The organism is Mesorhizobium jarvisii (assembly GCF_003601985.1).
Lineage (GTDB): Bacteria > Pseudomonadota > Alphaproteobacteria > Rhizobiales > Rhizobiaceae > Mesorhizobium > Mesorhizobium jarvisii.
This window is the reverse complement of sequence record NZ_QZXA01000006.1, coordinates 181544-207733: the sequence shown is the minus strand read 5'-3', so window position 1 is coordinate 207733 and position 26190 is coordinate 181544. Positions and strand designations below refer to the sequence as shown.

General features: G+C 63.9%; 27 protein-coding genes and 1 tRNA gene. 14 read left to right on the top strand and 14 right to left on the bottom strand.

Features of this window, described 5'->3' with window-relative positions:
* The first annotated feature begins 123 nt into the window (after positions 1-123).
* From D3242_RS16985 to D3242_RS16965, 5 genes are all read left to right on the top strand, one after another.
* Positions 124-1101 carry a Bug family tripartite tricarboxylate transporter substrate binding protein gene (locus tag D3242_RS16985; protein WP_064980873.1) on the top strand — a complete coding sequence of 326 codons (978 nt, stop codon included), beginning with the start codon at positions 124-126 and terminating at the stop codon, positions 1099-1101.
* Between the two features lie 137 nt (positions 1102-1238).
* A complete protein-coding gene (locus tag D3242_RS16980) occupies positions 1239-1775 on the top strand; it encodes a tripartite tricarboxylate transporter TctB family protein (protein WP_038649623.1) in 537 nt (178 codons plus the stop codon).
* Between the two features lie 4 nt (positions 1776-1779).
* Complete coding sequence (locus D3242_RS16975; protein ID WP_064980872.1) at positions 1780-3303, top strand: tripartite tricarboxylate transporter permease; 1524 nt, start codon at positions 1780-1782, stop codon at positions 3301-3303.
* Between the two features lie 15 nt (positions 3304-3318).
* Positions 3319-4503, top strand: a complete 1185-nt coding sequence (locus D3242_RS16970) for a CaiB/BaiF CoA transferase family protein (protein WP_064980871.1) — start codon at positions 3319-3321, stop codon at positions 4501-4503.
* Complete coding sequence (locus D3242_RS16965; RefSeq protein WP_064980870.1) at positions 4500-5351, top strand: citryl-CoA lyase; 852 nt, start codon at positions 4500-4502, stop codon at positions 5349-5351. The genes D3242_RS16970 and D3242_RS16965 overlap by 4 nt, the downstream gene beginning before the upstream one ends.
* Before the next feature lie 89 nt (positions 5352-5440).
* Here D3242_RS16965 and D3242_RS16960 read toward each other — a convergent pair whose 3' ends face one another.
* Positions 5441-5917, bottom strand: a complete 477-nt coding sequence (locus D3242_RS16960; RefSeq protein WP_064980868.1) for an NUDIX hydrolase — start codon at positions 5915-5917, stop codon at positions 5441-5443.
* A 125-nt stretch (positions 5918-6042) separates the two neighbouring features.
* A complete protein-coding gene (locus D3242_RS16955; RefSeq protein ID WP_019861167.1) occupies positions 6043-6381 on the bottom strand; it encodes a hypothetical protein in 339 nt (112 codons plus the stop codon).
* 444 nt (positions 6382-6825) lie between these two features.
* Here D3242_RS16955 and D3242_RS16950 point away from each other — a divergent pair, with 444 nt between their 5' ends.
* Positions 6826-7404: an invasion associated locus B family protein gene (locus D3242_RS16950; protein WP_027047394.1), complete on the top strand. Its 579-nt coding sequence runs from the start codon at positions 6826-6828 to the stop codon at positions 7402-7404.
* A gap of 115 nt (positions 7405-7519) precedes the next feature.
* On the opposite strand, the gene coaBC is transcribed toward D3242_RS16950, so the two are convergent.
* From coaBC to ubiE, 3 genes are all read right to left on the bottom strand, one after another.
* Positions 7520-8989, bottom strand: a complete 1470-nt coding sequence (coaBC, locus tag D3242_RS16945) for a bifunctional phosphopantothenoylcysteine decarboxylase/phosphopantothenate--cysteine ligase CoaBC (protein WP_064980867.1) — start codon at positions 8987-8989, stop codon at positions 7520-7522.
* A 91-nt stretch (positions 8990-9080) separates the two neighbouring features.
* Positions 9081-10655 (bottom strand): 2-polyprenylphenol 6-hydroxylase, encoded by a 1575-nt coding sequence (gene ubiB, locus D3242_RS16940; protein ID WP_064981679.1) that lies wholly within the window; start codon positions 10653-10655, stop codon positions 9081-9083.
* A 67-nt stretch (positions 10656-10722) separates the two neighbouring features.
* Complete coding sequence (ubiE, locus tag D3242_RS16935) at positions 10723-11499, bottom strand: bifunctional demethylmenaquinone methyltransferase/2-methoxy-6-polyprenyl-1,4-benzoquinol methylase UbiE (protein ID WP_019861163.1); 777 nt, start codon at positions 11497-11499, stop codon at positions 10723-10725.
* Positions 11500-11633: 134 nt separating this feature from the next.
* Here ubiE and D3242_RS16930 point away from each other — a divergent pair, with 134 nt between their 5' ends.
* The 3 genes from D3242_RS16930 to D3242_RS16920 all read left to right on the top strand — a co-directional run bounded on the left by D3242_RS16930 (position 11634) and on the right by D3242_RS16920 (position 14043).
* The gene (locus D3242_RS16930; RefSeq protein ID WP_064980866.1) at positions 11634-12608 is read left to right on the top strand and encodes an adenosine deaminase; all 975 of its coding nucleotides are present in this window, start codon (positions 11634-11636) and stop codon (positions 12606-12608) included.
* Between the two features lie 125 nt (positions 12609-12733).
* Entirely contained in the window at positions 12734-13363 is a 630-nt protein-coding gene (upp, locus tag D3242_RS16925) for a uracil phosphoribosyltransferase (protein ID WP_010911460.1), read from the top strand.
* 116 nt (positions 13364-13479) lie between these two features.
* Positions 13480-14043, top strand: coding sequence for a TIGR02281 family clan AA aspartic protease (locus tag D3242_RS16920; protein ID WP_064980865.1), 564 nt, complete (start codon positions 13480-13482; stop codon positions 14041-14043).
* On the opposite strand, the gene deoA is transcribed toward D3242_RS16920, so the two are convergent.
* The 6 genes from deoA to D3242_RS16890 form a co-directional block, all read right to left on the bottom strand.
* Positions 14044-15363 (bottom strand): thymidine phosphorylase, encoded by a 1320-nt coding sequence (gene deoA, locus D3242_RS16915; protein ID WP_064980863.1) that lies wholly within the window; start codon positions 15361-15363, stop codon positions 14044-14046.
* Entirely contained in the window at positions 15363-16172 is an 810-nt protein-coding gene (locus D3242_RS16910) for a purine-nucleoside phosphorylase (RefSeq protein WP_064980861.1), read from the bottom strand. The genes deoA and D3242_RS16910 overlap by 1 nt, the downstream gene beginning before the upstream one ends.
* A gap of 30 nt (positions 16173-16202) precedes the next feature.
* On the bottom strand, positions 16203-16595 hold the full coding sequence (gene cdd, locus D3242_RS16905) for a cytidine deaminase (protein ID WP_010911456.1): 393 nt from the start codon (positions 16593-16595) through the stop codon (positions 16203-16205).
* A 168-nt stretch (positions 16596-16763) separates the two neighbouring features.
* Positions 16764-17735, bottom strand: coding sequence for an ABC transporter permease (locus D3242_RS16900; protein ID WP_010911455.1), 972 nt, complete (start codon positions 17733-17735; stop codon positions 16764-16766).
* 1 nt (position 17736) lies between these two features.
* Positions 17737-18876, bottom strand: coding sequence for an ABC transporter permease (locus tag D3242_RS16895; protein ID WP_019861158.1), 1140 nt, complete (start codon positions 18874-18876; stop codon positions 17737-17739).
* Positions 18873-20405, bottom strand: a complete 1533-nt coding sequence (locus D3242_RS16890) for an ABC transporter ATP-binding protein (protein ID WP_010911453.1) — start codon at positions 20403-20405, stop codon at positions 18873-18875. The genes D3242_RS16895 and D3242_RS16890 overlap by 4 nt, the downstream gene beginning before the upstream one ends.
* A gap of 218 nt (positions 20406-20623) precedes the next feature.
* On the opposite strand from D3242_RS16890, the gene D3242_RS16885 reads away from it, so the two are divergent.
* A complete protein-coding gene (locus D3242_RS16885; RefSeq protein ID WP_169627215.1) occupies positions 20624-20830 on the top strand; it encodes a SlyX family protein in 207 nt (68 codons plus the stop codon).
* 22 nt (positions 20831-20852) lie between these two features.
* On the top strand, positions 20853-21251 hold the full coding sequence (locus D3242_RS16880; protein WP_064980860.1) for a hypothetical protein: 399 nt from the start codon (positions 20853-20855) through the stop codon (positions 21249-21251).
* A 56-nt stretch (positions 21252-21307) separates the two neighbouring features.
* Here D3242_RS16880 and D3242_RS16875 read toward each other — a convergent pair whose 3' ends face one another.
* The 3 genes from D3242_RS16875 to D3242_RS16865 form a co-directional block, all read right to left on the bottom strand.
* Complete coding sequence (locus D3242_RS16875) at positions 21308-22297, bottom strand: BMP family lipoprotein (protein ID WP_010911449.1); 990 nt, start codon at positions 22295-22297, stop codon at positions 21308-21310.
* 219 nt (positions 22298-22516) lie between these two features.
* Positions 22517-22840, bottom strand: a complete 324-nt coding sequence (locus D3242_RS16870) for a hypothetical protein (RefSeq protein ID WP_038649588.1) — start codon at positions 22838-22840, stop codon at positions 22517-22519.
* A 133-nt stretch (positions 22841-22973) separates the two neighbouring features.
* Positions 22974-23693, bottom strand: coding sequence for a hypothetical protein (locus D3242_RS16865; RefSeq protein ID WP_223217858.1), 720 nt, complete (start codon positions 23691-23693; stop codon positions 22974-22976).
* 367 nt (positions 23694-24060) lie between these two features.
* Here D3242_RS16865 and D3242_RS16860 point away from each other — a divergent pair.
* From D3242_RS16860 to D3242_RS16850, 3 genes are all read left to right on the top strand, one after another.
* Positions 24061-24150, top strand: a tRNA-Ser gene (locus D3242_RS16860).
* A 116-nt stretch (positions 24151-24266) separates the two neighbouring features.
* On the top strand, positions 24267-24521 hold the full coding sequence (locus D3242_RS16855) for a hypothetical protein (RefSeq protein ID WP_038649551.1): 255 nt from the start codon (positions 24267-24269) through the stop codon (positions 24519-24521).
* 336 nt (positions 24522-24857) lie between these two features.
* Positions 24858-26117 carry an acyltransferase family protein gene (locus D3242_RS16850; protein WP_038649548.1) on the top strand — a complete coding sequence of 420 codons (1260 nt, stop codon included), beginning with the start codon at positions 24858-24860 and terminating at the stop codon, positions 26115-26117.
* The last annotated feature ends 73 nt before the right edge of the window (positions 26118-26190 follow it).

Genomic DNA, 26190 nt, shown 5'->3' with positions numbered 1-26190 from the left:
TCCAGCAGAATATCGTTCCCGTTGACAGAACTCGGTAACATCTGCTTGAACTCGATCACGGGTCTGTGAATGCAGGCGCGTTTGGCAGGCACCGGAGGAGGTGTCGCGATCTGGAGGAATCCCATGCTGAACAGACGCAGATTTTTGATGAGCACGGCGGCTGCAGGCGCTGCCGGCCTTGCAGGACTTCATCTCACGCCCGCTTTCGCCGAAGGGGCACCGCAGATCCAGATATTCGTTCCGGCGGCGCCCGGCGGCGGCTGGGACCAGACGGGGCGCACGATGGATCAGGTGATGCGCGCAGAGAAGCTGATCTCCGGCTCGCAGATCACCAATGTCGGCGGCGCCGGCGGCACGGTCGGGCTGCCGCAATTCATCAGCCAGTGGAACGGCAAGGGCAATTCGCTGATGGTGGCCGGCATGGTCATGGTCGGCGCCATCATCGCCAACAAGGCCGCCAACAATCTGACGCAAGTCACGCCGATCGCCCGTCTCACCGGCGAATTCGAGGCCCTGGTGGTGCCGGCGGAGTCGCCCTTCAAGACGGCCGCCGATTTCGTCGCCGCGCTGAAGGCCGATCCGACGAAGGTTCCCGTCGCCGGTGGTTCGGCCGGTGGCTCCGACCACATCCTGTTCGGCCTGATCGCCAAGACGGTAGGCGTTCCGGCGACCAATCTTTCCTATGTGCCGTTCGCCGGCGGCGGCGAGGCCTTGTCGGCGCTGCTCGGCAATCAGGTGGCGGCCGGCATTTCCGGCTTTGGCGAATTCTCCGAACAGGTCAAGGCCGGCGCGCTCAGGCTGCTCGCCATCTCGGCCGACAAGCGCCAGGACGGCATCGACGCGCCGACGCTGAAGGAAGCCGGCATCGATGTCGAACTGTTCAACTGGCGCGGCGTCTTCGCGCCCCCTGGCGTGTCCGACGCCGACAAGGCGGCGATGATCACGCTGGTGGAGGCCATGGCCAAGAGCGATGCCTGGGCGACCGAATGCAAGAACCGCAACTGGACGCCCATCCTGCTCACCGGCGACGACTATGCGAAATTCGTTGCCGAGGATTCGGCGCGTATCGAAGCCATCCTCAAGGATCTCGGCCTCGCCTGATTTCCCCAGGGGACGGCGCGAGCCGTCCCTTATTTTCTCAAGTCCGCCGATCGCATCGCAGATGAGATCGGTCATGGACTGACAGCATGAAGGCCGATGACAGCCGTCTTGGCCCGTAATCCTGGGGAGGACATTCCATGAGCACCATCAACCAGCCGACGGCGCCCTCGCGCCTTGCCGTGCCGGAATTGCTTGTTGGCATCGGGCTTCTCGCCTGTGCCGGCGCTGTCGCCTGGCAGACGCTGGCGATCCCGGTGTCGCCGCTCTACTCCAAGGTCGGCCCGACCGTCTTTCCCTACCTCACCATGGTCGGCCTGATGGTGCTTGCGCTGCTGCTCATCCTCGCCGCGTTTCGCGGCGGATGGCAGCCGGAGGAGGAAAAGGAAACGCCGACCGATTGGAGGGCGATGGGCTTTGTCGTCATCGGCCTTCTGGCCAACCTGCTGCTCATCCGGCCGCTCGGCTTCACGGCGGCATCGGTGATCATGTTCGTTCTCGTCTGCTACGGCTTCGGCAGCAGGCATACGCTGCGCGACGCGCTCACCGGCCTTGTCCTGGCGCTGGCCGCCTATTTCGGCTTCGCCAGGGCGCTCGGCGTCAACATCGGTGCCGGCTTCATCGAGAACCAGCTGAACACGGTGATCGACGCGATTGCCGGCGCGTTTGGGGCGTGAGACCATGAACACGCTCGAACAACTCGCCCACGGCTTCTCGGTCGCCTTCACCCCGGTCAATCTTCTGTGGTGCCTGCTCGGCACCACGCTCGGCACCGCCATCGGCGTGCTGCCTGGCCTCGGGCCGGCGCTGACCATCGCGCTGCTTCTGCCGATCACTTATCAGGTGGCGCCGGAAGCGTCCTTCATCCTGTTCGCCGGCATCTATTACGGCGCCATGTATGGCGGCTCGACGACGTCGATCCTGCTCAACACGCCAGGTGAAAGCGCCACCATCGTCACCGCGCTGGAGGGCAACAAGATGGCGCGGTCCGGCCGTGGGGGTGCTGCCCTTGCCACCTCGGCTATCGGTTCGTTCGTTGCCGGCACGCTCGGCACGCTGGGTGTCGCCTTCCTGGCGCCGGTGGTGGTCAAGTTCGCGCTGGCCTTCGGGCCGGCCGAATATTTCTCGCTGATGGTGCTGGCCTTCATCACGGTTTCGGCCGTGCTCGGCTCGTCCTCCGTGCGCGGGCTCACCAGCCTGTTTGCCGGCTTCGTTATCGGCATGATCGGCGTCGACCTGCAGACTGGCCAGCCGCGCTTCACCTTCGGCACGACCGAACTGCTCGACGGCGTCGACGTCATCATCGCCGCCGTCGGCCTGTTCGCGGTCGGCGAGACGCTCTACATGGCCTCGCGCCGCTATGCCGGCAAGGACGAGATCGTGCCGCTGAAAGGCTCGCTCTACATGACCGCGGCCGAATGGGGCCGCTCGTGGAAGGCCTGGCTGCGCGGTGCGGCGATCGGCTTCCCGATCGGCGCCATGCCGGCCGGTGGCGCCGAAATCCCGACCTTCCTGTCCTATGCCATCGAGAAGAAGCTGTCGAAGCACAAGGAGGAATTCGGCACGGTCGGCGCCATCGAGGGCGTTGCCGGTCCGGAGGCCGCCAACAATGCGTCGGCCGCCGGCGTGCTGGTGCCGATGCTGACGCTCGGCCTGCCGACCTCGGCGACGGCGGCGATCATGCTGTCGGCGTTCCAGAGCTACGGCATCAATCCCGGGCCGCTGCTCCTGACGACGCAGGCCAATTTGGTCTGGGGCCTGATCGCCAGCCTGTTCATCGCCAACGTCATCCTCGTCATCCTCAATTTGCCGCTGATCGGACTGTGGGTGCGGCTGCTGAAGATCCCGGCTCCGCAGCTCTATGCCGGCATCCTGGTGTTCGCGACCGTTGGCACCTACGGCATCTCGCAATCGCCCATCGATCTCGTGATCCTCTATCTCCTGGGGGCGGCGGGCTTCCTGATGCGGCGCTTCGATTTCCCGACCGCGCCTGTGATCATCGGCATGATCCTGGGACCGCTCGCCGAAACCCAGTTCCGCCGGGCGATGACCATCTCGAATGGCGATTGGTCGGTGTTCTACAAGCATCCGCTGTCGCTGACGCTGCTGACGCTCGCCTTCATCGGCCTGGTCGGGCCGCATTTCTGGGCCTTCATCGAGCACCGCCGGCGGCGCGGGCCGGAGCATGTGCCGGGCGATGCCTGATCGATTTGAGACGATATGACAGACCTGCTTTCCGGTATCCGCGTCCTTGACCTGACCAATGTTCTGGCCGGGCCCTATTGTGCCTATCAGCTGGCGCTGCTGGGGGCCGACGTGATCAAAGTCGAGGGACCGCAAGGCGGCGACCTGGCGCGTCAGCTCGGCGGTTCGCCAAGGCTCAACCAAGCCGGTATGGGCGCCTCGTTCCTGGCGCAGAACGCCGGCAAACGATCTGTCATGCTCGATCTGAAGACAGAAGCCGATCGCGAGCGTTTCCTCGATCTGGTCGCCAGTGCCGACGCGCTGGTGGAGAATTTCCGCCCCGGCGTGATGGATCGGCTTGGCCTCGGCCATGAGGCGCTGAAGGCTGTCCGCCCCGGTCTCGTCTATTGCGCGATATCGGGTTTCGGCCAGACCGGGCCGATGCGCGACAATCCCGCCTACGACCAGATCATCCAGGGCCTGTCGGGCATCATGAGCATCACCGGCACGCCGGAAACGGCGCCGCTGCGCGTCGGCTATCCGGTCGCCGATACGCTGGGCGGGCTAGTCGGCGCGTTCGCGATCGCATCGGCGTTGGTCAGGCAGAAGACAACGGGCGAGGGCGCCTTCCTCGACGTCTCGATGCTCGAATGCACGCTTTCCGCGCTTGGCTGGCCGGTGTCGAACTATCTGACGGCAGGGGTCGATCCCAGGCCGATGGGCAATGAGAACATGACGGCGGCACCTTCCGGCGCCTTTCGTACCGGCGATGGATTGCTCAACATCGCCGCCAACAAGCAGGAGCAGTTCGTGACGCTTTGCCGGCTGATTGGACGGCCGGAACTGGCGTCCGATCCTCGCTTCGCGGAGCGCGAGACGCGCAAGAAGAACCGTGCGGCGCTGAAAACCGAGATCGAGGACGCCCTGACAGATGCTCCGGCGGCCGCCTGGGAGGAAAGATTGAACCGGGCAGGCGTGCCGGCGGGCCGGGTGCTGACGATCCCGCAAGTGCTGGCCGAGCCGCAAGTGCTCGAACGCCAGGTGACCGCCAATTTTGACGATGTCGCCGGGATGGACAGGCCGCTGACCGTTCTGCGCGGCGGCTTCATGGTCGATGGCGCGGCGCCGTTGCCGACGAAGCCGCCACCGGCGCTCGGCGAGCATATGGATGAGATTTTCGCCGGCCTGTCGCCGCGCGCCAAGGCAAAGGCACGGGCATGAGCGACGCGGAGAAGAAGTCAGGCCGTGAGCGCGGCGAGGAATGGTGGCAGACTGGCATCATCGAGATGAGCCCCGGCGTCATCCGGCTGCGCGGCTATGAAATCCAGGACCTGATCGGCCGTGTCTCCTTCCCGGCGATGATCTGGCTGATGTTGCGTGGTGAATTGCCCAGCGAAGACCAGGCGGCACTGCTCGGCATCGCGCTGGGCGCGGCGGTCGACCATGGGCCGCAGGCGCCGTCGATCGCCATCGCCCGCATGGCGGCAACCTGTGGTGTCGGCATCAACAGCGCCATGGCCTCGGCCATCAATGTGCTCGGCGACGTGCATGGCGGCGCCGGCGAACAAGCGCTGTCCTTCTACGGGGATATCGCTGTGGCGATCGATGGCGGGATGGCGCTGGGGGAGGCGGTCTCGGTACGGCTCGACCGGTTCTTCGTCGAGGAAAAGGGTTATGTGCCGGGGCTCGGCCACCGCTTTCACCCGGTCGATCCGCGCGCGCCGCGCCTGTTGGAACTGACCCGCGAATTTGCCGCGCGTGGCGTCGTCAATGGACGGTTCGCCGACATCGCCAAGGTGATCGAGGCGGAGGTCGCACGCCGCAAAGGCAAGAGGATGCCGCTCAACATCGATGGCGCCACGGCCGTCATCTATGGCGAACTCGGCTTCCCGCCGCCGCTGACGCGCGGGCTCTTCGTGCTGTCACGCTCCGTCGGCATCCTGGCGCACGCCTGGGAGCAGTCGCAGCAGAGCGAGCGCAACAAGGGGCCGCTGCCGCGCGAATGGTTGTGGGCCTATACCGGCATGCCGGTACGCCCTCTTCCCGAAGAGGGCGGTACGAGCGGCTGAGGAATTGTCCTGTTGTTTTGACGCAATTCCCAAGGGAAAGCGCTACGCGCTTTCCCTTGAAAACCGTTCACACTTTTTCTGGAATTGCTTTAGGTCGCGTCGGTCGGCGTGGGCTGGGGAAGTGTCAGGGTCTTCACCAGCGTCGAAAGATCCGGTTCGTCGATCAACATCGCCGCGTCGGCCGGCGTCAGCCAGGCCCGCTGTCGCCGCTTGGCCTCCTGCCAGTTGGCCAGTTCCTCGGTCACTTCAAGCAGGTAGACGATGACGTCGACATGGACAAAGCGGTTGGCCAACCGCTTCCAATAGGAATAGGTGCCGGCCGGCTGCTTCAGGGTCTTGCCAAGCACGCCGGCTTCTTCCATCGCCTCGATGGTCGCGGCCTTGCGTCCGTTCTTGCCTTTCATCGGCCACCCCTTGGGGACGATGAAGCGTCTCGTCGTTCTCGACGTGACCAGCATCACCTCGAAACTCCCATCCGCGGTCAAGCGAAAGGGGATCGCCGCCACTTGGCGGATTCTTTCCCCTTTCTTGGCCCGGCGTACGGCCTTTTTCTTCGTGGTTGTCATCTGCAATAGTCCAGTCGGTCAGTGCCCCATAGCGTGACGTGGCGCCTTTGCAAACCCAAACTGCCGCAGGGGCACCCTCAAGGTCCCCTACCATGTAAGTCGGCTAAATAAAAGAAGCCCGCCTGTCAGCGGCAGGTGCTCACGGCCGTGTTGCCGATGATCTGCGTCTGGCAGCCCGGCCTGACCCGCGGCACGACCGGCGGTGGCTGCTGGACGATTACGCGGTCCTGGTCGCGGTACTGCTGTTGCTGCAACTGGAATTGCTGCCGCTGAATGCGGCTCTGCAAGGCCTGCAGATCGTTCTGCTGGATCAGCGCGTTGCTGTTGATCGCGGGATTGGCCACCTGCGCGGAAGCGGGCAGCGCAAAGCCGGCCACAAAAGTCGCGGCCAGCACCGCCGATGCAAATCTCATCGATAGTCGACGCGCCGACGTCGGCATATTCCCGCGAAAAATCCTGTTCATTCCCGCAATATAGGGTGTTTGTCCGGCGATGCCATGGCTGGTCCATCTGTTACCTTGAAATCAATCGCGACCCCGCCGTCCGGCCTGCGGCCACGGATTACAGGCAACGCCAGCGCTGGAGACCGGAACGGACATCGCATTTAGTGAGATTGCCAGCGTTGCCTCTATGGAAGGCCGGGAGTGGAGTTCTCCAACACAAGAAGCGGGAGATCGAAGGTCGCTTCGCGGCGGCGCAGATTCTGCCCGGCAACCTCGCATTGCACTTGACGGAAGCGATCGATTCGCCGCTCTATCGGGTCGGCGCCGGCCTCGGGCTGAATGGCGCCCGCATGTCCGTCAGGTACAATGGCGCCTTCGGGGAAACGGTCAACAGAATACAGTCAGCTGTCTCTCAAAGTCAGTTTCCAGGCTGGCTCGAGGCGGAGCCGGGCGGGAGAGGTCTTGATGAGGAAATACGCGTATTTGGTTGCGATGCTGGGTGCGGCCTGCATCGCCGGTGTGCCGGCAGTGGCCGCGCAGACCAAAGGCGACAAGGTGGCGGCTCCGCCCGCCGCAGCCGATGCGCCACAACTGCCGGGCGGGGCATCGGCCTTGTCCGAAACCCATGGCGACTGGACGGTCAATTGCCAGATATCGGGCACGAACAAGGTCTGCAGCCTGTCGCACCAACAGTTCAACAAGCAAAGCAACCAACGGCTGCTGGCGATCGAACTGTCGAGCAAGACCGGCGATGACGCGACAGGCACTCTTGCCCTGCCGTTTGGGCTGGCGCTCGCCAAGGGCGTCACCCTGACCATCGATGACCAGAAGCTGGACGGCAGCCTGGCATTCAACACTTGCCAGGCCGTCGGCTGCCTGGTGCCGGTGGCGTTTGACGCCAATGTCGCGCCGCTGCTCAAGAACGGCACGACGCTGAAGATCGACGCCTTCGCGGCGGATACGGGACAAGCGGTGAGCTTTTCCATTCCGCTCAACGGTTTCGGCGGCGCGCTCGCCCGCACGGCGGAGCTCTTGTCAAACTGACGGCTCAGTCCGGAATCGGATGCGCGGCGTCCAACTGGCGCCGCATGTAGTCTTTGCTGTTCGCAATTCCCTAGGGAAAGCGCTGCGCGCCTTCCCGGAATTGCTCCAATACACGTCAAACGACTGTTGTTTTCAGCCGCTCGGCAATGAGGGTGGCGAGCCGCGCCGCCACCTCGTCCTTGGTCATTTCGGGCCATTCCTCGACGCCGGCCTTCGACACGATCCGCACCCGGTTGCGATCGCCACCCATGACGCCTGAAGGGCCGATGCCGCTTTCGTGCGACACATCGTTGGCGACGATCAGATCGGCGCCTTTCTTCGCGAGCTTTGCCTCTGCGTTGCGCAAAAGATCCTGCGTCTCGGCGGCAAAGCCGACGACCAAACCGGGTCGCTGGCTGTGGTGGCCGACGCCGGCAAGGATGTCGGGGTTCTCGACCATGCGCAGCACCGGCGGTCCTTCGCCCGCCACCTTCTTGATCTTTTCGCCGGCCGAATTCTCGCTGCGCCAGTCGGCGACGGCGGCCACGAACACCGCGGCATCGGCGGGCAAAAGCTGTTCGACCGCATCGCGCATCTCTTGCGCGCGCTCGACATGGATGGTTTTCACACCGGCTGGATCGGCAATGCTCACTGGGCCGGAGACAAGGCGCACATCGGCGCCAAGCCTTGCCAATGCGGCGGCGATGGCGTGGCCCTGCTTGCCGGAGGAACGGTTGGCGATATAGCGCACCGGGTCGATCGGCTCATGCGTCGGGCCTGAGGTGACGATGATCTTGCGACCTGCCAGAGGCCTGGGGCCGGTATCGAGCCGCGCTTCGACCGCGGCGACGATCTCCGGCGGCTCGGCCATGCGGCCTTCACCGGCTTCATTGCTTTCGGCCATTTCGCCTCTGGCCGGGCCGACGAAAGTGACGCCGTCCTTGCCCAAGGTCGCACGGTTGCGGCGGGTCGCGGCATGCCACCACATTTTCGGGTTCATCGCCGGCGCCATCAGCACCGGCTTGTCGGTGGCCAGCAGCACGGTGGAGGCCAGATCATTGGCATGGCCGTTGGCGAGCTTGGCCATCAGATCGGCGGTGGCGGGCGCCACGACCAGAAGATCAGCCTGGCGCGACAGCCTGATATGGCCGACATCATGCTCGTCATTGCGATCGAACAGTTCGGTGAAAACGTGATCGGCCGACAGCGCGCCAACCGACAGGGTGGTGACGAATTCCTGTGCAGCCGCTGTCATCACCACCCGAACCGCCGCTCCGCGCTCACGCAACCGGCGGATCAGGTCCAGCGCCTTGTAGGCGGCGATGCCACCGCCAATGATGAGCAGGATGCGCTTGCCGGAAAGCGTTCCCCGCGGAAGGATCTTGCCCGCAGGGGCCGCAACCGGGGTTGCCGCATTGTGCGTGCTGGTCAGTTCGCGCAAGGTCTTTTCGATCTGGTCTATGCGGGCAGGCCCGATCTGGCCGTCGACAGCGGCCCGGATCATCACCCGCGCCTGTTCTTCCATGGAACGGTTGTTTTCCGCCGCCAACCGGCGCAGCAACTCCTTGACCTCATCGTCAAGGTTGCGGATCGTGATGCTTGCCATGTGATTGCACTTTGCTCATGCCGACCGACGGCAATGATAGCAATGCAATCAACTCGCCGCAAGTTGTGAGCTCGAGCTTCGATTTCCAGGCCTAAAGAATCTTCCAGGCGATATAGACCAGCGTCAATGCGATCACCCATAGCGCGACGCGGCCGGAGCGGCTGTAGCGCGCCTCGGCCTTGCCGATGGCACGCGCCGTGGTCTCGTCGAAACGCAGGCCGTGCTCGGCCATCAGGTCGATCTCGCGCGACAGCCGGTCGGTGCGCGCGGCAAGCTCCGGCGCTTGGCGGGCCAGTGTCAGCAGCGCCTTGGCGCCGTCGCGCGCATCGATCATCATGCTCCGCGGGCCAAGGTTTCCGGCGATCCAGCCGCCGACCACCGGCTCGGCGGTTTTCCACATGTTGAAGGCCGGATCGAGTGTGCGCGCCACGCCTTCGACCACGACCATGGTCTTCTGCAGCAGGATCAGCTCCGGCCGTGTCGCCATGTCGAAGAGTTCGGTCACCTCGAACAGCAGCGTCAGGAGCTTGGCCATGGAAATGGTCTCGGCCGGCTGGCCGTGGATCGGTTCGCCAATGGCGCGGATCGCTTGCGCGAAGGCCGCGACATTGTGCTGGCGCGGCACGTAGCCGGCCTCGAAATGCACTTCGGCGACGCGCAGATAGTCGCGCGTGATGAAGCCGTAGAGGATTTCGGCGAGGAAGCGGCGCTCTTTCTTGCCAAGACGTCCGGCTATGCCGAGATCGACGGCGACGATGGTGCCGTTGGCCTCGACGAACAGGTTTCCCGGATGCATGTCGGCGTGGAAGAAGCCGTCGCGCAGCGTGTGGCGCAGGAACGACTGGATGAGATTGGCGGCGATCGCCTTCAGATCGTGGCCGGCCTCCTCCAGGCCTGCGATGTTGTTCATCTTGACGCCGTCGACCCATTCCATGGTCAGCACGTCACGGCCGGTGCGTTCCCAGTCGACGGATGGCACGCGAAAGCCCGGATCGTCCTTGGTGTTCTCCCCAAGTTCGGAGAGTGCCGCCGCCTCGAGGCGCAAATCCATCTCGATCTTGGTGGTCTGCGCCAGCGTCTCGGTCACCTCGACAGGCCGCAACCGGCGCGAGGAGGGGATATATTTCTCCTGCAGGTGGGCGGCAAGGAAATAACTCTCGAGATCCTGGAAGAAGCGGCGGCGCACGCCGGGCCGGATGACCTTCACCGCGACTTTGGTGGCAGCGCCGTCATGAATGGCTTCGGCGGCATGGACCTGGGCGATCGAAGCGGCGGCGACGGGGTCGCCGAACTCGGCGTAGAGATCGCCCACCTTGCGCCCGAGCGAGGCTTCGATGGCCGCGACCGCCTCGACCTTCGGGAAGGTATGCATCTTGTCCTGCAACATGGCGAGATCGAGCGCCATGTCGTTGCCGACGACGTCGGGCCGCGTCGCCAGGAACTGGCCGAGCTTGACATAGGACGGGCCGAGCCGGACCACCGCCTTGGCCAGCCGGTCGCTGCGCTCATAGGCGAGCGCGCGGCGGCGGGTGAACAGCCGCGCCAGCCGCCACCCGAATTTCGGCAGGCCGGAGAGTTCCTCGCCCGGCAGGGCGGCGATGACGCCCTCGCGCACCAGCACCCAGCCGGCCCGCGCGAGCCTGAAACCGGCGCCGACGCTGCTCATGGCCGCACCCGGGCCGGTCCTTGCGACCGGCATGAGCCATATCGGGGATGAGAAATGCGGGCCAGAATCAAAGCTTCCAGCCCGAATGAAGCGCGGCAATACCGCCGGAATAATTGCGGAAGGAAACGCGGTCGAAACCGGCGCGGGAAATCATTGCCGCAAAATTCTGCTGGTTGGGGAATTTCGCGATCGATTCAACCAGATAGGAATAGGGCTCGCCGTCGCCGGTGACCATCTTGCCGATCTTGGGGATGGCGTTGAACGACCAGGCTTCATAGGCCTTGTCGAGCAGCGGCATCTCGACCTCGGAAAATTCCAGGCACAGGAACCGGCCGCCGGGCTTCAGCACGCGGAACGCTTCTGCGAGCGCGACATCGATGCGCGGCACGTTGCGGATGCCGAATGCGATGGTGTAGGCGTCGAAGGTGGCGTCAGTGAAGGGCAGTTCCTCGGCATTGGCCTCGACGAAATCGGTGTTGCCGGACAGGCCCTTCTTTTCGGCGCGGTCGCGGCCGACACCGAGCATCGAGCCGTTGATGTCGAGCACGGTGGCGTGGGCGTTGCCATGGCTGGCATCGACGATGCGGAAGGCGATGTCGCCAGTGCCGCCGGCCACGTCCAGGACCTTCCAGCCCTGCCGCTTCGGCGGATTGAGCCAGGTGACCATGGCATCCTTCCACAGCCGGTGCAGGCCGGCCGACATCAGGTCGTTCATCAGGTCGTAGCGATTGGCGACCTTGTGGAAAACATCGTTGACCAAGGACTGCTTCTCGCCTTCCCCCACACGCTTAAAACCATAGGAGGTTTCCATGCCGCCCGCGGCCGTGGTTCTCTCAACTGACATTTTTTTGATCCGTCATAAAACCGGCGGGACCATAGCCGATCGATGCTGTGGGCGCTATTGTTTAAGGCGCGGTGTTCAGCCGCGCTTCCAGGTGGTGGGTTTTCAAGACCTGGACTGACCGACGGGATGTTTGAATGCCTTTGAAAGCGGAACTGCACTGCCACATTGAAGGGGCAGCGGCGCCTGAGCTCGTCATCCGCCAGGCGCAGAAATACGGCAAGGATACCGCGCCCTATATCCAGAACGGTTCCTTCGTCTGGCACGATTTTACGTCGTTTCTCGCGGCTTACGACTTTTCCGCCGATCTGTTCCGCACCGAAGAGGATTACGCCCGGCTGGCCGACCACTATCTGACCAGCCTTGCACGCGATGGCGCCATCTATTCTGAAGTCTTCACCTCGCCGGACCATGCGACGAAAGCCGGGCTCTCGCCCAAGGCCTATACCGACGCGCTGGGCGAAGGCATGCTGCGCGCCAAGGCCAAGACCGGCATAGAGGGCCGCATGATCGTCACCGGCGTGCGCCATGTCGGCGTGGAATCGATCGAACGGGCGGCACGCTTCGCGGCGCGCTGCGGGAATCCGCTGGTCACCGGCTTCGGCGTTGCCGGCGACGAGCGCATGGGCGAGATGGAGGACTATGTCCGGGCTTTCGAGATCGCCCGCGAGGCCGGGCTCGGCATCACCATCCATGCCGGCGAACTGACGGGCTGGGAGACGGTCCAGGCGGCGCTTGACCATATCCGCCCCTCGCGCATCGGCCACGGCGTGCGCGCCATCGAGAACCCGGACCTTGTCCGCCGCATCGCCGACGAAGGCATCGTTCTGGAGTGCTGCCCCGGCTCCAACATCGCGCTCAAAGTGTTCGACAGTTTTGCCGACCATCCGTTTCCCGCCTTGCAGGCCGCCGGCTGCAAGGTGACGCTCAACTCCGACGATCCGCCCTATTTCTGGACCTCGCTGAAGCGCGAGTATGATCTCGCGGCGGAGCATTTTGCGATGAGCGAAAAGGCGCTTGCCGCCGTCACCAAAACCGCCATCGAAGCCGCCTTTGTCGACAGAAAGACCAAGGCGGCACTTCTTGCCCGGCTGAACGGAGCGGCGCGCTGATTTTCTTCCGACAAAGCTGTGGTCGATGGGGCCAAGCGGTTCCTTGGCCGGTCCATAGTCGCTAGGGTCCTTCCAGCTGCCTGAAGCGCGTCCGCGCGCCGGGCGACACGCATCAGGAGAACATCATGAAGGGCGTCACCGTCGTCGACCACCCGCTTGTCCAGCACAAGCTGACCATCATGCGTAAGAAGGAGACGTCCACGGCCGGTTTCAGGCGGCTGTTGCGCGAGATATCGCTGCTGCTCGGCTACGAGGTCACGCGCAATCTCGAGCTGACCACGACGACCATCGAAACGCCGATCGAGACCATGGAAGCGCCGACGCTGGAGGGCAAGAAGCTGGTGTTCGCTTCGGTGCTTCGCGCCGGCAACGGTCTGCTGGAAGGCCTGCTCGACCTGGTGCCGGCGGCGCGCGTCGCCCATATCGGCCTCTATCGCGACCACGAAACGCTGGAAGCGGTCGAATATTTCTTCAAGGCGCCGAGCGATCTCGCCGACCGGCTGGTGATCGTCGTCGACCCGATGCTGGCGACGGCCAATTCGGCGATCGCGGCGATCGACAAGCTGAAAGGGCGCGGCGCCACAAATATACGCTTCCTCTGCCTTTTGGCGGCACCCGAGGGCATCGAGCGCTTCACCAAGGCCCATCCGGACGTTCCGGTCTTCACCGCGTCCATCGACCGCCAGCTCAACGAGAAGGGCTACATCATGCCCGGCCTGGGTGACGCCGGCGACCGCATGTACGGGACGAAGTAGTAACAGGTTGCCTGGTACGATTTACCAAGCGTTTACGCAAAGACATGGTTTCGGCGCCCGTTAAAGTGGCGAACACCATCCGGCGATAATGAATCGGCTCTCACAAAGGCCGATCCATGCTGCGCAAGCTTCTCATCCTCAGCGTCTTTGCCGGGACATCGGCATCGATCCCGGTCATCTATCAGTCGAATCCGCAGATATTCGAAAACCTGCTGAAATCGACGGTGACGGCCAGGCCCGAGGTCGAGGCACAACCGCAGGTCAGCCTGGCGTCGGTTCCCGACAGACCGGCCGCGCCGCTGCCGACCGGCCGCAAGGTCGCCGTCACAGCGGACGGGCGCGGACATTTCTCGACCACCTTCAAACTCAACGGCCGTCAGGTCGACGGGATGATCGACACCGGCGCGACGCTGGTCGCGGTCAATACGTCGACGGCACGCAGGATCGGGCTGTCGCTCAATCCGTCCGATTTCAGCCATGAGGTCAACACCGCCAACGGCTCGATCAAGGCGGCCGTGGTGATGATCGACCGGCTGCAGATCGGCAGCATCAGCGTCGAAGATGTGCGGGCCATCGTGCTCGACGACAGGGCGCTCAGCACCAACCTGATCGGCATGAGCTTCCTCAACCGGCTCGGCAAATATCAGGCCGAAAACGGTACGTTGCTGCTTGTCCAGTAGTCAACCGCGCGGCAGGATCCGCCGCATGACGGTTTTGTCCGCCGGTGGTTTCGAGGCGCCGATCGCATAAGCCGAAAGCACAGTCGCGGCCGCCGCCTCGGCATCGGAGGGCAAGCGGGCGTGGATCAGTGCCAGTGCGTCTCCGGCACGGACTTCAGCGCCTATGGGCAGCAGCCTGGTGATACCGACGCTGGGATCGATCTTGTCGTCGGGCCTCGTGCGCCCGCCGCCCAGGCCAACCACCGCAAGGCCGATGTCGCGCGTGGCGATGCCGGAGACGAAGCCGTCCGTCGTCGCCCTCACCACCAATTCCGTTGGCGCCACGGCCAGATATTTCTCCGGCTTCTCGATGAAATCCGCCGGGCCGCCGAGCACCGCCACCATGCGCGCGAAGGTGGCGGCGGCGCGGCCGCTGGTGAGCGTCTCTGTGGCGCGCCGCAAGCCGTCCTGGTTGGACGACACCAGTCCCGCCGACTGCAGCATTTCGGCGGCCAGCGCCAGCGTCACATCTTCCAGCCGCCGGTCGCGCAGGCGGCCGGTGAGGAAATCGACGGCGTTGCGCACCTCGACGGCATTGCCGGCGGCCGAGGCCAGCGGCTCGTTCATGCCGGTGATCAGTGCCGAGACCTTCAGTCCGGCGCCGCTGCCGACCTCGACCAGGCTGTTGGCGAGCGCGGTTGCGTCGCGCGACTTCTCCATGAAGGCGCCATTGCCGACCTTGACGTCGAGCACCAGCGAGCCCAGGCCGGCGGCCAGCTTCTTCGACAGGATCGAGGCGGTGATCAGCGGCACCGATTCCACGGTGCCGGTGACGTCACGGATGGCATAGAGCCGGCGGTCGGCCGGCGCCAGATCGGCGGTCTGGCCGATGATGGCGCAGCCGGTTTCCAGCACCGCCTGACGAAACAACGCGATATCGGGCTGGCTGATGTAGCCGGGGATCGCATCCATCTTGTCCAGCGTGCCGCCGGTATGACCGAGGCCACGGCCCGAAATCATCGGCACATAGGCGCCGCAGGCGGCGACGATCGGCGCCAGCATCAGCGAGACATTGTCGCCGACACCGCCGGTCGAATGCTTGTCGGTGACCGGGCCGGGCAGGTCCGACCAGTCGAGGACATCGCCGGAATCGCGCATGGCCAGCGTCAAGGCCACGGCCTCGTCGCGGTTCATGCCGTTGAAGAACACCGCCATGGCGAAAGCCGCGGCCTGGCCATCGGTGACGGCGCCCGAGGTCAAGCCGCCGATGAAGGCAGCGATTTCACCGGCCGAGAGCCTGTGGCCGTCTCGCTTGTGGCGGATGATTTCCTGCGGAAGCATCAGCTCTCCAGCAGTCCGTCGCGGAACATTCTGTACAGGACCGTTGCCAGCCGCGACCCGCCGACTGGCGCCATGTCCTTGGTCTCCTGATGCGAAAGCTCGGCTCCGGTCATGCCGGCCGCCAGATTGGTGATGACCGAGCAGGCGGCGACGCGCAGGCCGAGGAAGCGGGCGAGAATGACTTCCGGCACGGTCGACATGCCGACGGCGTTGGCGCCCATGATGCGCGCCATGCGGATTTCGGCCGGCGTTTCGAAGCACGGGCCGGAAAACCACATATAGACGCCCTTGTGCAGCGCGGTGCCGGTCGCCTTGGCGGCGCGTTCGATCGCCTTGCGGATGCCGGCATCGTAGGCTTCGGTCAGGCCGACGAAGCGGCGGTCGCTGGGCTCGCCGATCAGCGGATTGCTGCCGGAGAAATTGATATGGTCGGTGAGCATCATCACCGAGCCCGGCGGCATGTCCGGGTCGACCGAACCGGCGGCGTTGGTGAGGATCAGTTTGGTGATGCCGATGCCGGCGAGCACTTCCAGCACCGGGCGCATCGCTGCCGCGTTGCCATGCTCGTAGTAATGGGCGCGGCCGGACAGCATCAGCACCGGCTTTCCGGCAAACAGGCCCGCCACCACTTCGCCGGCATGGCCGCTGACGCCGCTCCGGGGGAAACCGGGCAGGTCGGCATAGGGGACGCGGATCGGGTGCTCGATCCGGTCGACAAGGACGCCGAGGCCAGATCCCAGCACCAGCGCCGTCGACGGCGCCAGGCCGTCCAGCCTTTCGATCAGATGGTCCACCGCCTTTTCGGTCATTGCAGCCCGCTCTTCATTTGAGCCAATTCCTCATTTCAGGATGTCGCCGCGGAAACCATAGGGCAGCATGTCACCCATGGTCACGGTCTCGGCCACGCCCGTATTGTCGCAGAGGTAGAGTTTTGTGTCCGGCTGGCAGAATTCGGCCAGCCGCTGGCGGCAGCCGCCGCAAGGCGAACATTTGGCCATGCGTTCGGCAAGGACCGCGATTTCCACGATCTTGCCACCGCCGCCCATGATGTAGTGGCCAAGCGCGGTGGTCTCGGCGCACCAGCCTTCAGGATAGGAAGCGACTTCGATGTTGGCGCCGGTGAAGACGCGTCCGTCCTCGGTGCGCAAGGCGGCGCCCACCGGAAATTTCGAGTAGGGCGCATAGGCCTTGGCCATGGCGGTCCTGGCCGCTTCGAACAGATCATGCGACATTACAGTTGTTCTCTCCGATGATCGTGTCCAAAACCCGGCGCGAGGCACACGCCGGGCCGTCAAACCTTAAAGCGCGTCGCGTCGAAACGGATTCAGGCGACGCGCTTTAACTCTTTGTTTTATGCATGTCGTTCTCCCAAAACCGAGGTCACTTTTGGGCGACATGCATCAGCGTTCCTTGACGTAGGGCACGCCGCCGGCGCGCGGCGGGATGGCCTTGCCGATGAAGCCGGCGAGCAGGATGACGGTGAGGATATAGGGCAGCGCCTGCATGAACTGCACCGGCACCTTGCCGATGATCGGCAGCGGCGAGCCCTGCAGGCGGATCGCCGCCGCGTCGAGGAAGCCGAACAGCAGGCAGGCGAACATGGCGTTGACCGGCTTCCACTTGGCGAAGATCAGTGCCGCCAGCGCGATATAGCCCTTGCCGGCGGTCATGTCCTTCACGAAGCCGCCATTCTGCACCATCGACAGATAGGCGCCGGCGACGCCGGTGAGAATGCCGGTGCAGATCAAGGCCCGGTAGCGCAGCCAGGCGACCGAAATGCCGGCGGTGTCGACAGCGGCCGGGTTCTCGCCGACGGCGCGCAATCTGAGGCCAAAGCGGGTGCGGAACAGCACCCACCACGTGAACGGCACCATCAGGAAGGCGAGGTAGACCAGCAGCGAATGGCCCGATATCAGTTCCGCATAGATCGGCCCGATGATCGGCACGTCCCTGACCGCCTCGGCGCCGGGCCAGACAATCGCGTCGAACCGCTCGCCTGGCTGCAGCGCCGGCGTGCGCCCGCCCTGCTGGAACCAGGCCTGACCGAGGATGATGGTCGATCCGGCGGCGATGAAATTGATCGCCACGCCGGAAACGATCTGGTTGCCGCGGTGGGTGATCGAGGCAAAGCCGTGCACCATGGCGAAGGCGACCGAAATCAGGATCGCCATGCCGAGGCCGATAAAGGCCGAATGGAACACGGAAGCAGCGGCGGCGCCGGCGAAGGCGCCGACCAGCATCTTGCCTTCCAGCCCGATGTCGAAGATGCCGGAACGCTCGGAAAAGAGGCCGGCGAGACAGGCGAGCAGCAGTGGAACCGACAGGCGGATGGTCGAGTCCAGTATCTGCACGATGGCGATAAAGACATCCATCTCAGGCGCCCTTTCCCTTGACCGCTTCCATGCCCACCGACCTCGGACTGAACGAGGCGAACAGCGCCTGGATGTAAGGCCTGAACATGTGTTCGAGCGCGCCGGCGAACAGGATCACCAGGCCCTGGATGATGACGATCATGTCGCGGCTGATCGCCGGCATTTCGAAGGCAAGTTCGGCGCCGCCCTGATAGAGCATGCCGAACAGGACCGCCGCCAGCACGATGCCGACCGGATGCAGGCGCCCCATCAGCGCCACGGCGATGCCGACGAAGCCGGCGCCGGAGACGAAGTCGATCGCGACATTGTGCTGATCGCCCATCACCGGATTGAGCGCCATCATGCCGGCCAGCGCGCCCGAGATCATCATCGCGGTGATGATGATGCGGGTTTCCGAAATGCCGGCATAGCGCGCCGCCTTGGGGCTGTGGCCATAGGTGCGCATCTCATAGCCGAGTTTGGTGCGCCAGATCAGCAGCCAGACCAGGAAGGCCATGAGCAGCGCCAGCAGGAAGGTGACGTTGAGCGGCGCCGAGCGGATCTTGGCGCCGAACAGCTCGATGATCCAGTTGAGTTTCGGCAGTTCGGCGCCGGCAAGGAAGTTGCGGGTCTGCGGTGCTTGCGACCCCGCCGGCTTCAGCGGTCCGACCAGCAGATAGACCATGATCGAGGCGGCGATAAAGTTGAACATGATAGTGGTGATGACGATGTGCGAGCCCCGCTTGGCCTGCAGATAGGCGGGGATCAGCGCCCACAAAGCGCCCACAAGCGCCGAAGCGACGATGGCCATCGGAAATGTCAGCCACCAGGGCAGCACGCTGTCGAACGACAGGCAGACGATGGCGATGCCCAAGCCCGCAATATAGGCCTGTCCCTCGGTACCGATGTTGAACAGGCCGCAATGCGCCGCCACAGCCACCGAAAGCCCGGTGAAGATGAAGGTGGTGGCATAGAAGAGGGTGAAGGCGATGCCGGTCCCCTTGCCGAAGGCGCCCTCGACCAGGATGACGGCGGCGCGGAACGGGTTCTCGCCGACCAGGAGCACGACGAAGCCGGCGACGATGAAGGCCACCGCCAGGTTGATCAGCGGGATCAGCCCATAATCGGCCCAGGCCGGCAGTTTGGCGTATGGCGTGCTCAAAGTGCTGCCTCCTGGCGCTCGACGCCGGCCATCAGCAGGCCAAGCTCGCCCTCGGTCGCTTCCGGACCGCGCTCACCGACGATGCGGCCGGCAAACATCACCAGGATGCGGTCGGAGAGCGAGCGGATCTCGTCGAGCTCGACCGAGACCACCAGCACGGCCTTGCCCTGGTCGCGCATCGCGATCAGGCGCTTGTGGATGAATTCGATGGCGCCGACATCGACGCCGCGCGTCGGCTGGCCGACGATCAGCACGCCTGGATCCTGCTCCATCTCCCGCGCCAGCACGATTTTCTGCTGGTTGCCGCCGGAGAAGTTCGCCGTCTTCAGGCGCGGATTGCCGGGCCGGATATCGTATTTCTCGATCTTGTCCTTGGCGTCGGCCATGATGGCATCGACGTTAAGGAATGGCCCTTTGAGATAGCGGGGGTCGTCGTGATAGCCGAGGATGGAATTCTCGTTCTCCTCGAAAGCCAGCACCAGCCCGACATGGTGCCGGTCCTCCGGCACGTGCGCCAGCCCTCGGTCGCGCAATTCGCCCGGATCGGCGGCACCCGTGAGGTCGATCGGCTTGCCGTCGAGCATGACCGAGCCTGAAACGGCATGCCTGATGCCGGAAATCGCCTCGAGAAGTTCGGATTGGCCGTTGCCGGCGACGCCAGCGATGCCGACGATCTCGCCGGCGCGCAGGTCGAAGGAGATGTCGTCGACCATGGTGACGCCACGCGAATCCTTCACTGTCAGGTTCTTGACCGCGAGCTTGACGGCGCCGGCTTCCGCTTCGCCCTTTTCGACCCTCAGGAGCACCCGGCGCCCGACCATCAGTTCGGCCAGTTCTCCCACCGTCGTCTTGCTGGTTTCGCGCGTCGCCACCATCGTGCCTTGGCGCATGACCGAGACATTGTCGGTGATGGCCATGATCTCGCGCAGCTTGTGGGTGATCAGCACCACCGTCTTTCCCTGTTCCTTCAATTGCTTGAGGATGCGGAAAAGGTGGTCGGCCTCGGCCGGCGTCAAGACGCCTGTCGGCTCGTCGAGAATGAGGATCTCGGCGCCGCGATAGAGCGCCTTGAGGATTTCGACACGCTGCTGCAGGCCGACCGGCAATTCCTCGATGATGGCGTCGGGGTCGACTTCGAGCCCGTATTCGCGCTCCAGCCGCTCGAGTTCCGAGCGCGCCTTGGCGATGCTGCTTTTCAAGAGGGCATCGCTTTCGGCGCCGAGAATGATGTTTTCCAGCACCGAGAAATTGTCGACCAGCATGAAATGCTGGTGCACCATGCCGATGCCGAGCGCGATCGCGTCATTGGGAGTCTTGATCGATGCCGGCTTGCCGCCGACGCGGATTTCGCCGCTGTCGGCCTGGTAGAAGCCGTAGAGGATCGACATCAGCGTCGACTTGCCGGCGCCGTTCTCGCCGACGATGCCGTGGATGGTGCCGCGCGCGATCTCCAGATTGATGTCGCGGTTGGCGCGCACGGCGCCAAAACTCTTGTTGATGCCGATCAGTTCGATTGCGGCTTGCGCCATGCAGCCAGTCCCACTCTTATTTTTTTATCGCTTGGTCAAAATGCCTAGCATGACGCCCCGCCCGTGCCAATTGGCCGGAGCAGTATCCACTCTCGGCAAATCCCGGTGCGCTTGTCAATTTCCAACGTGTCCGCAGGCTTCATATTCGCTAATATGACGGCGTCGAAATTCGCATCACGACGCAAGGCATTGTGGTGCAAGATCAGGGACTGCGAATGATCATGCCCGCCGACCGGCTGACGACGCTGGAAATCCGCGCCGCCGAGCAGGAAAGGACCATCGAGGAACTGTCGGGACAGATCGCCGAGCAGTGGACGGTGATCGAGCGCATGCAGCGCAAGCTCGACGCGCTGACCGATCGCTTCCTGGCGCTGGAGGAGCAGGCGGCGCCGGACGTGCCGGTGACCAAGCCGCCGCATTGGTGAGGACGAGGGGAGGGTACAAGCCATGGTCGGTGAAAGGGATCGTATCGCGCGAGCCGGCGACTACGTGCTCGGCCTGATGAACGATACCGATCGCGAACGGGCCGAGCGCGATCTGGAGATAGACCCTGCCTTCCGCGACGCGGTGCTGCAGCTTGCCGAACGCATGCATGTTTTCGACCGCGCCGAAAAACCTGCCTTGCCTGCCAATCATTGGGCGCTGGTGACGCAACGCCTCGCCGAATTGCCACAGATGCGCAGCGTTGGGCTCGGCAATGATGCCAAACCGCGAACCGTGATCCGAAGCCTGTCCCGGTCACCATACGGCGTTGGCGTGCATTCACTTGGCGGCCGGCGCGGCGCCGTCATCGCTATCGTGCTGATCGCGGTGTTCGCGCTCGGCTATTTCGTCGGAAAACTATAGGCCGACGCAAAACCGCCGGGTTTTCACCCGGCGGTTCGCAAATCGGTGTCTGCCGATCAATAGGGGCAGGCGTTGTCGGTCGTGTAGTCGTGCACCTGGATCTTGCCGGCGATGATGTCGGCCTTGGCCTTTTCCACGGCAGCCTTCATCTCGTCGGTCACCAGTGCCTTGTTGTTGTCATCCATGGCGTAGTCGACGCCGCCTTCCTTGAGGCCGAGATTCTCGACGCCACCCTTGAAGGTGCCGTTCTTGCCATCCATGAAGGCGGTGTAGACGGCAACGTCGACGCGCTTCATCATCGAGGTCAGCACCTTGCCGGGCTGCAGGCCATTCTGGTTGGAATCGACGCCGATGCCGAGCTTGCCGGCATCAGCCGCCGCCTGCAGCACGCCGACGCCGGTGCCGCCGGCCGCGGCGTAGACCACGTCGGAGCCCTGGTCGATCTGCGTCTTGGCGATTTCGCCGCCCTTGGCTGGATCGTTCCAGGCAGCCGGGGTGTCGCCGGTCATATTCTGGATGACGTCGGTCGCGCCGGCCGACTTGGCGCCGCCGACATAGCCGCATTCGAACTTGCGGATCAGCGGGATGTCCATGCCGCCGATGAAGGAGACCTTCTTCGACTTCGATGCCATCGCGGCCATGATGCCGACGAGGTAGGAGCCTTCATTCTCCTTGAACACCAGCGAGCGGACGTTGGGCAGGTCGACGGCATCGTCGATGATGGCGAAGTTGAGATCGGGATATTCGGCCGCGACCTTCTTCAGCGCATCCTCCCAGGCGAAGCCGGCCATGACGATCGGGTTGTGGCCGTCCTCGGCGAAGCGGCGCAGCGCCTGCTCGCGCTGCGAGGCGTTGGACACTTCGAACTCGACATAGGGCGTGCCGGTCTCGGTCTTGAACTTCTCGGCGCCATGGAAGGCAGCCTCGTTGAAGGATTTGTCGAACTTGCCGCCCAGATCATAGAGGATGGCCGGCTGGACATCCGCGGCGAAAGCCGGAAGAACCATTGCGGTTGCGGCCAGGAGGCCGAGAACGATACGTTTCATGTGATCCACACCCTGTCGGTTATTTTTTCCGTTACGCCCCGCCTGCCTGCCCGGTTCTGCGGCAGGCATGCGACGTCAGCCAGGAGTGTATTCCCCTCCCGCTCGGCGGCAATCTGGCACGGCCCGAAACAAAATTCACGCGGAATTTTGACCTTTTGGAAAAGCGTGCCAGGGGCAGCCCGCGCCGCAGCTCGATCTTTGCCGAGCGGCCTTTGCCGATCAGTTGGCGGCGAATTGGCCGGTGCGCCGCTGGCGCCTGTAGCCGATGGCGTAGAGCAGGAAGGCCAGCACCGCGAACACGGCAAATCCCGGCTGGTCGAGCACCCGAGCGATGACGCCATCCCACAAAAGCGGACTGGCCTTGGCGCGGACAAAGGTTTCGAAGGCCGCCCGCGTGTCCGGCGAGACCGCCAGCCAGCTGGCGTTGAGCGGGGTCAGCACAAGCGCCGAAGCCGCCACCGTGCGCGTCGTGTCGATCACCGCCATGATGACGGAGACCGACAGCGCGACCATCGCGGCAAGGCGGAAAATGAAGCGAAACATCCAGGCTCTCCCCCGGCCGATCCTGGTGCTTTCCCAAGGAATCTCCGGCACGTGTCCCGAAACGAGAAATAGAATTTGTCTGGCCCGCCCGCAACCGCGATACGCGAATTTGAAGGCCCGCGCTTCTCCGTCCCTATGCCACAGGCTTGCGCCTGCGCCGATGGACGAGCCAGACGGCGAGAATGCCGCCGGCAATGGCGCCGACCACCAGCCCGGCCAGGCCGATGAAGGCGGCGAAATAGCCGCAGCCGCCCTCGAAGCAGCTCACCTCGGCGACATCGGCGATCACCGAGCCGGCGAAGAAGCCGACCAGGGCACCGATGATGGCGCCGAGAATGATGCCGAGCAAGGCGGCAATGATGGAAACGAAGACCGGCGGCGCTTCGGTTTGCGGCCTGGCGTAGGCGGTCCCGGCGCCGGAACCGGGGCGCAGCAGGTAGATGCAAAGCAGGCCGATGCCGATCTCGATGGCGGTGATGCCGAGGCTCCTGGCGGAGAAGACGAATTCCGGCACGGTCAGCACATAGGCCTGTCTCGCCAGCACCCAGACGATGGTGGCGATCTGCCAGATGGTGAAATGGTGGGGGAAACGCCCTGAACGGCCAAAGGCGAGGCCGAGCAGATAAAGCCCCCACAGGATGGTGATGACATTGGCGACGAGCCCGCCAACGAGGAAATAGAAGATCTTGTCGGGCAGGCCGGAATTGCCGACCAGCCACCATGCCGACGCCAGGCCATAGACCGACCACGCCATGACGAAGATGAGCCAGCCCACCGGGACGTAAAAAAGGTCGCCGCCCGGGCGGCCGGCCGGCGCCTGCCCTTTGTCCGGTCGTTCGCTGCTCGATGTCATGTCCGGACTATGCCCCCGCAAAGCCTCTGCCTCACTCGACAGGCGGCCGGCGGCGAAGTCAAGCGCGGCGGCTCTTGCGGCCTTGCCTGTGCACATCATTCGGCGCCGGCGCCCCCGGAAACCGGTGCGGCGACCGCATCGCGAACCGCCAAGTGGCCGGCAAAGCGAATAGAGTGCCGTTATGGCTTGGCATTCGGCGCGGGATCGACTAGATGAGCCCCGCGCCTGTTGCTTCGACGGCTCAGGTGCCGGGGAAGGATGTCCGCTGGTTGGGCGGCGTCCATGGCGCGGACACTCCGCGCCGCGCCCCCAAGGAGATGCATCTCCCCAACCCGCGCGGCGAAACCGGCCGGCGCGAAGGCAGGACGGAGAGGTGGCCGAGTGGTTGAAGGCGCACGCCTGGAAAGTGTGTTTACGGGAGACCGTAACGCGGGTTCGAATCCCGCTCTCTCCGCCAGCGTTCCAATCGCTGATGATCTCGGTGTCAGCCACAAGCGATCCAAGGGTCTGCGACCTAGAGGGTACCCCCAAGGCCTCAGGGGAACGATCCGCTACGTTATGAGTTAGCACTTCATGATGTACACCCTGGAGCATAACGGGCGCGGTGCGATGGCCGATCTCATGATCTTGGAACTGGCCAAGGCCAGACAGCGAGTCAAGCGGGCGGAGGTCACCCTCAGGCGCGCCAAGGAAATGCTGGACGAAGATTGCGGGGTGGGAATCAATATTGCGCTCTGCGGCAGGATAAGAGCCGCTCAGCGGCGTGTCATCGAGGCCAGAGAGCGCCTGACGAAGATCGATCCACTCGCGAACTCCAATTCTACATGATTTGGTCTACATGATTTGGGATTCGTTCGGCTCAGGAGTAGCGCCGTGTGCGCCACGGTCGGCGCAGTCACTGAGATTGTGATCTTCTCCATACTGGTTGTCGTCGCCGTCTTCCGCCTCCACAATTCCCGCTCCAGCACCGCAGTAACCATGCCGAAGTAAGCGCGGCGACCAGTAAGCGCTGCGCATTGTGCACGGCCTTTTGCTCGACAAGTCTTCGCAGGGCCAATGATTGTTGGTTGGCGGATGGTGGCGAGCGCTTGTGCCGGCTCCGGGCAAGGTTGCATAGTCCAACAACGCGACTCAGCGCGCTGTGCGCATCGGCTCGGAGCAATCGTGGTTGGACTTTATGACATCTGGCCCGCTTTTGTGGTCGTCGCGCTGCTTTGGCCGCTTGCGGGCATGCCGCTGTTTCAGCGGGTAGGTTTCGGATCGAACTCCTCCAGGGTGCGGGCAATAGACGGAATGCGAGGCTATCTGGCGCTTGCCGTCGTGCTTCACCACGCCGTCATCTACCATGAAATGCTGGTGACCGGCGCATGGAAGTATCCGCCATCGGCTTTCTATGGCCCGCTGGGACAGGTGGGCGTATCCTTGTTCTTCATCATCTCGGCCTATCTGTTCTGGGGGAAACTGCTGTCGGCAAAGTCCCCCGTGGAATTTCCGACGCTGTTGCTCAAGCGGGCTTTCAGGATCGGGCCTCTCTATGTTGTGGCCGTCGGCACGGCGATGGCTTTGGAGGTCGCCGATGGCGCGATCGACTATTCGGCCTTCGCGACTTACGAGCGGGCATTTTTCAATCTGCTGTTCGGTGTCTTCGGCTACGTTCCGCTTTCGAGTTCCCGCATCTGCGTATTGGCCTGCGTAACCTGGACCTTGCCCTATGAGTGGCTGTTCTATTTCAGCCTGCCGATCGCGGCGATATTCAGCCGGCATCCGGTGGCCCGCATAGGCTTGCCAGTCGTTCTCCTGGCTTTTTCAATTCTCATGTCAGTGAACGGAGGCAGCCCCGCCTACGGCTATCTGGGACTTTTCGCGGGCGGAATGTTGTGCGCAACGCTTGAAGCACACGGCCTGCTGGTGAAATGGCATCGGCACGCCTTGTCCGCCGTCGCCCTGGCGATGCTGGTGGGTATCTTCGTCATCTATAAGACCGCCTATGCGCCGGGGCCGATGCTGCTGTGTATTGCCACCTTCTTCCTGGTCGTGACGGGCGCTGATTTCTTCGGTCTGCTGACGGCCTCCCGCTCAGTGCGGCTGGGTGAGATCAGCTTTGGCATCTATCTCTTGCAAGGGCTTGCCTTCGTCTCGACATTCTCCATCGCGCCCCTGCGGGCCTTCGCCATGGACAACGCCGCCCAATATTGGCTCGTGATGTTGATTGCGATGGTGCTTCTGGTCCTCATGGCACTGGTCGCGCATCTTGTGGTCGAAAAGCCGGGCGTCTCGCTGGGAAACCGTCTTGCGGCAGTTCTTCGCCTGTCGACGCAGCGCGAGGTGCGTGAGACGACAGCCGCTGACGCAGGGCAGCCCTGGCGCATCCGGGACGTTTCACAAGACAGTCTGCAGGCCGCGCATAACGCCCAGGAGCGATGATTCCCTGGCCATTTGACCGCCCGGCCTGATTGGCCTGGGCTGGCGTGAACAATGGGTTGTGCGGGCATGGCGA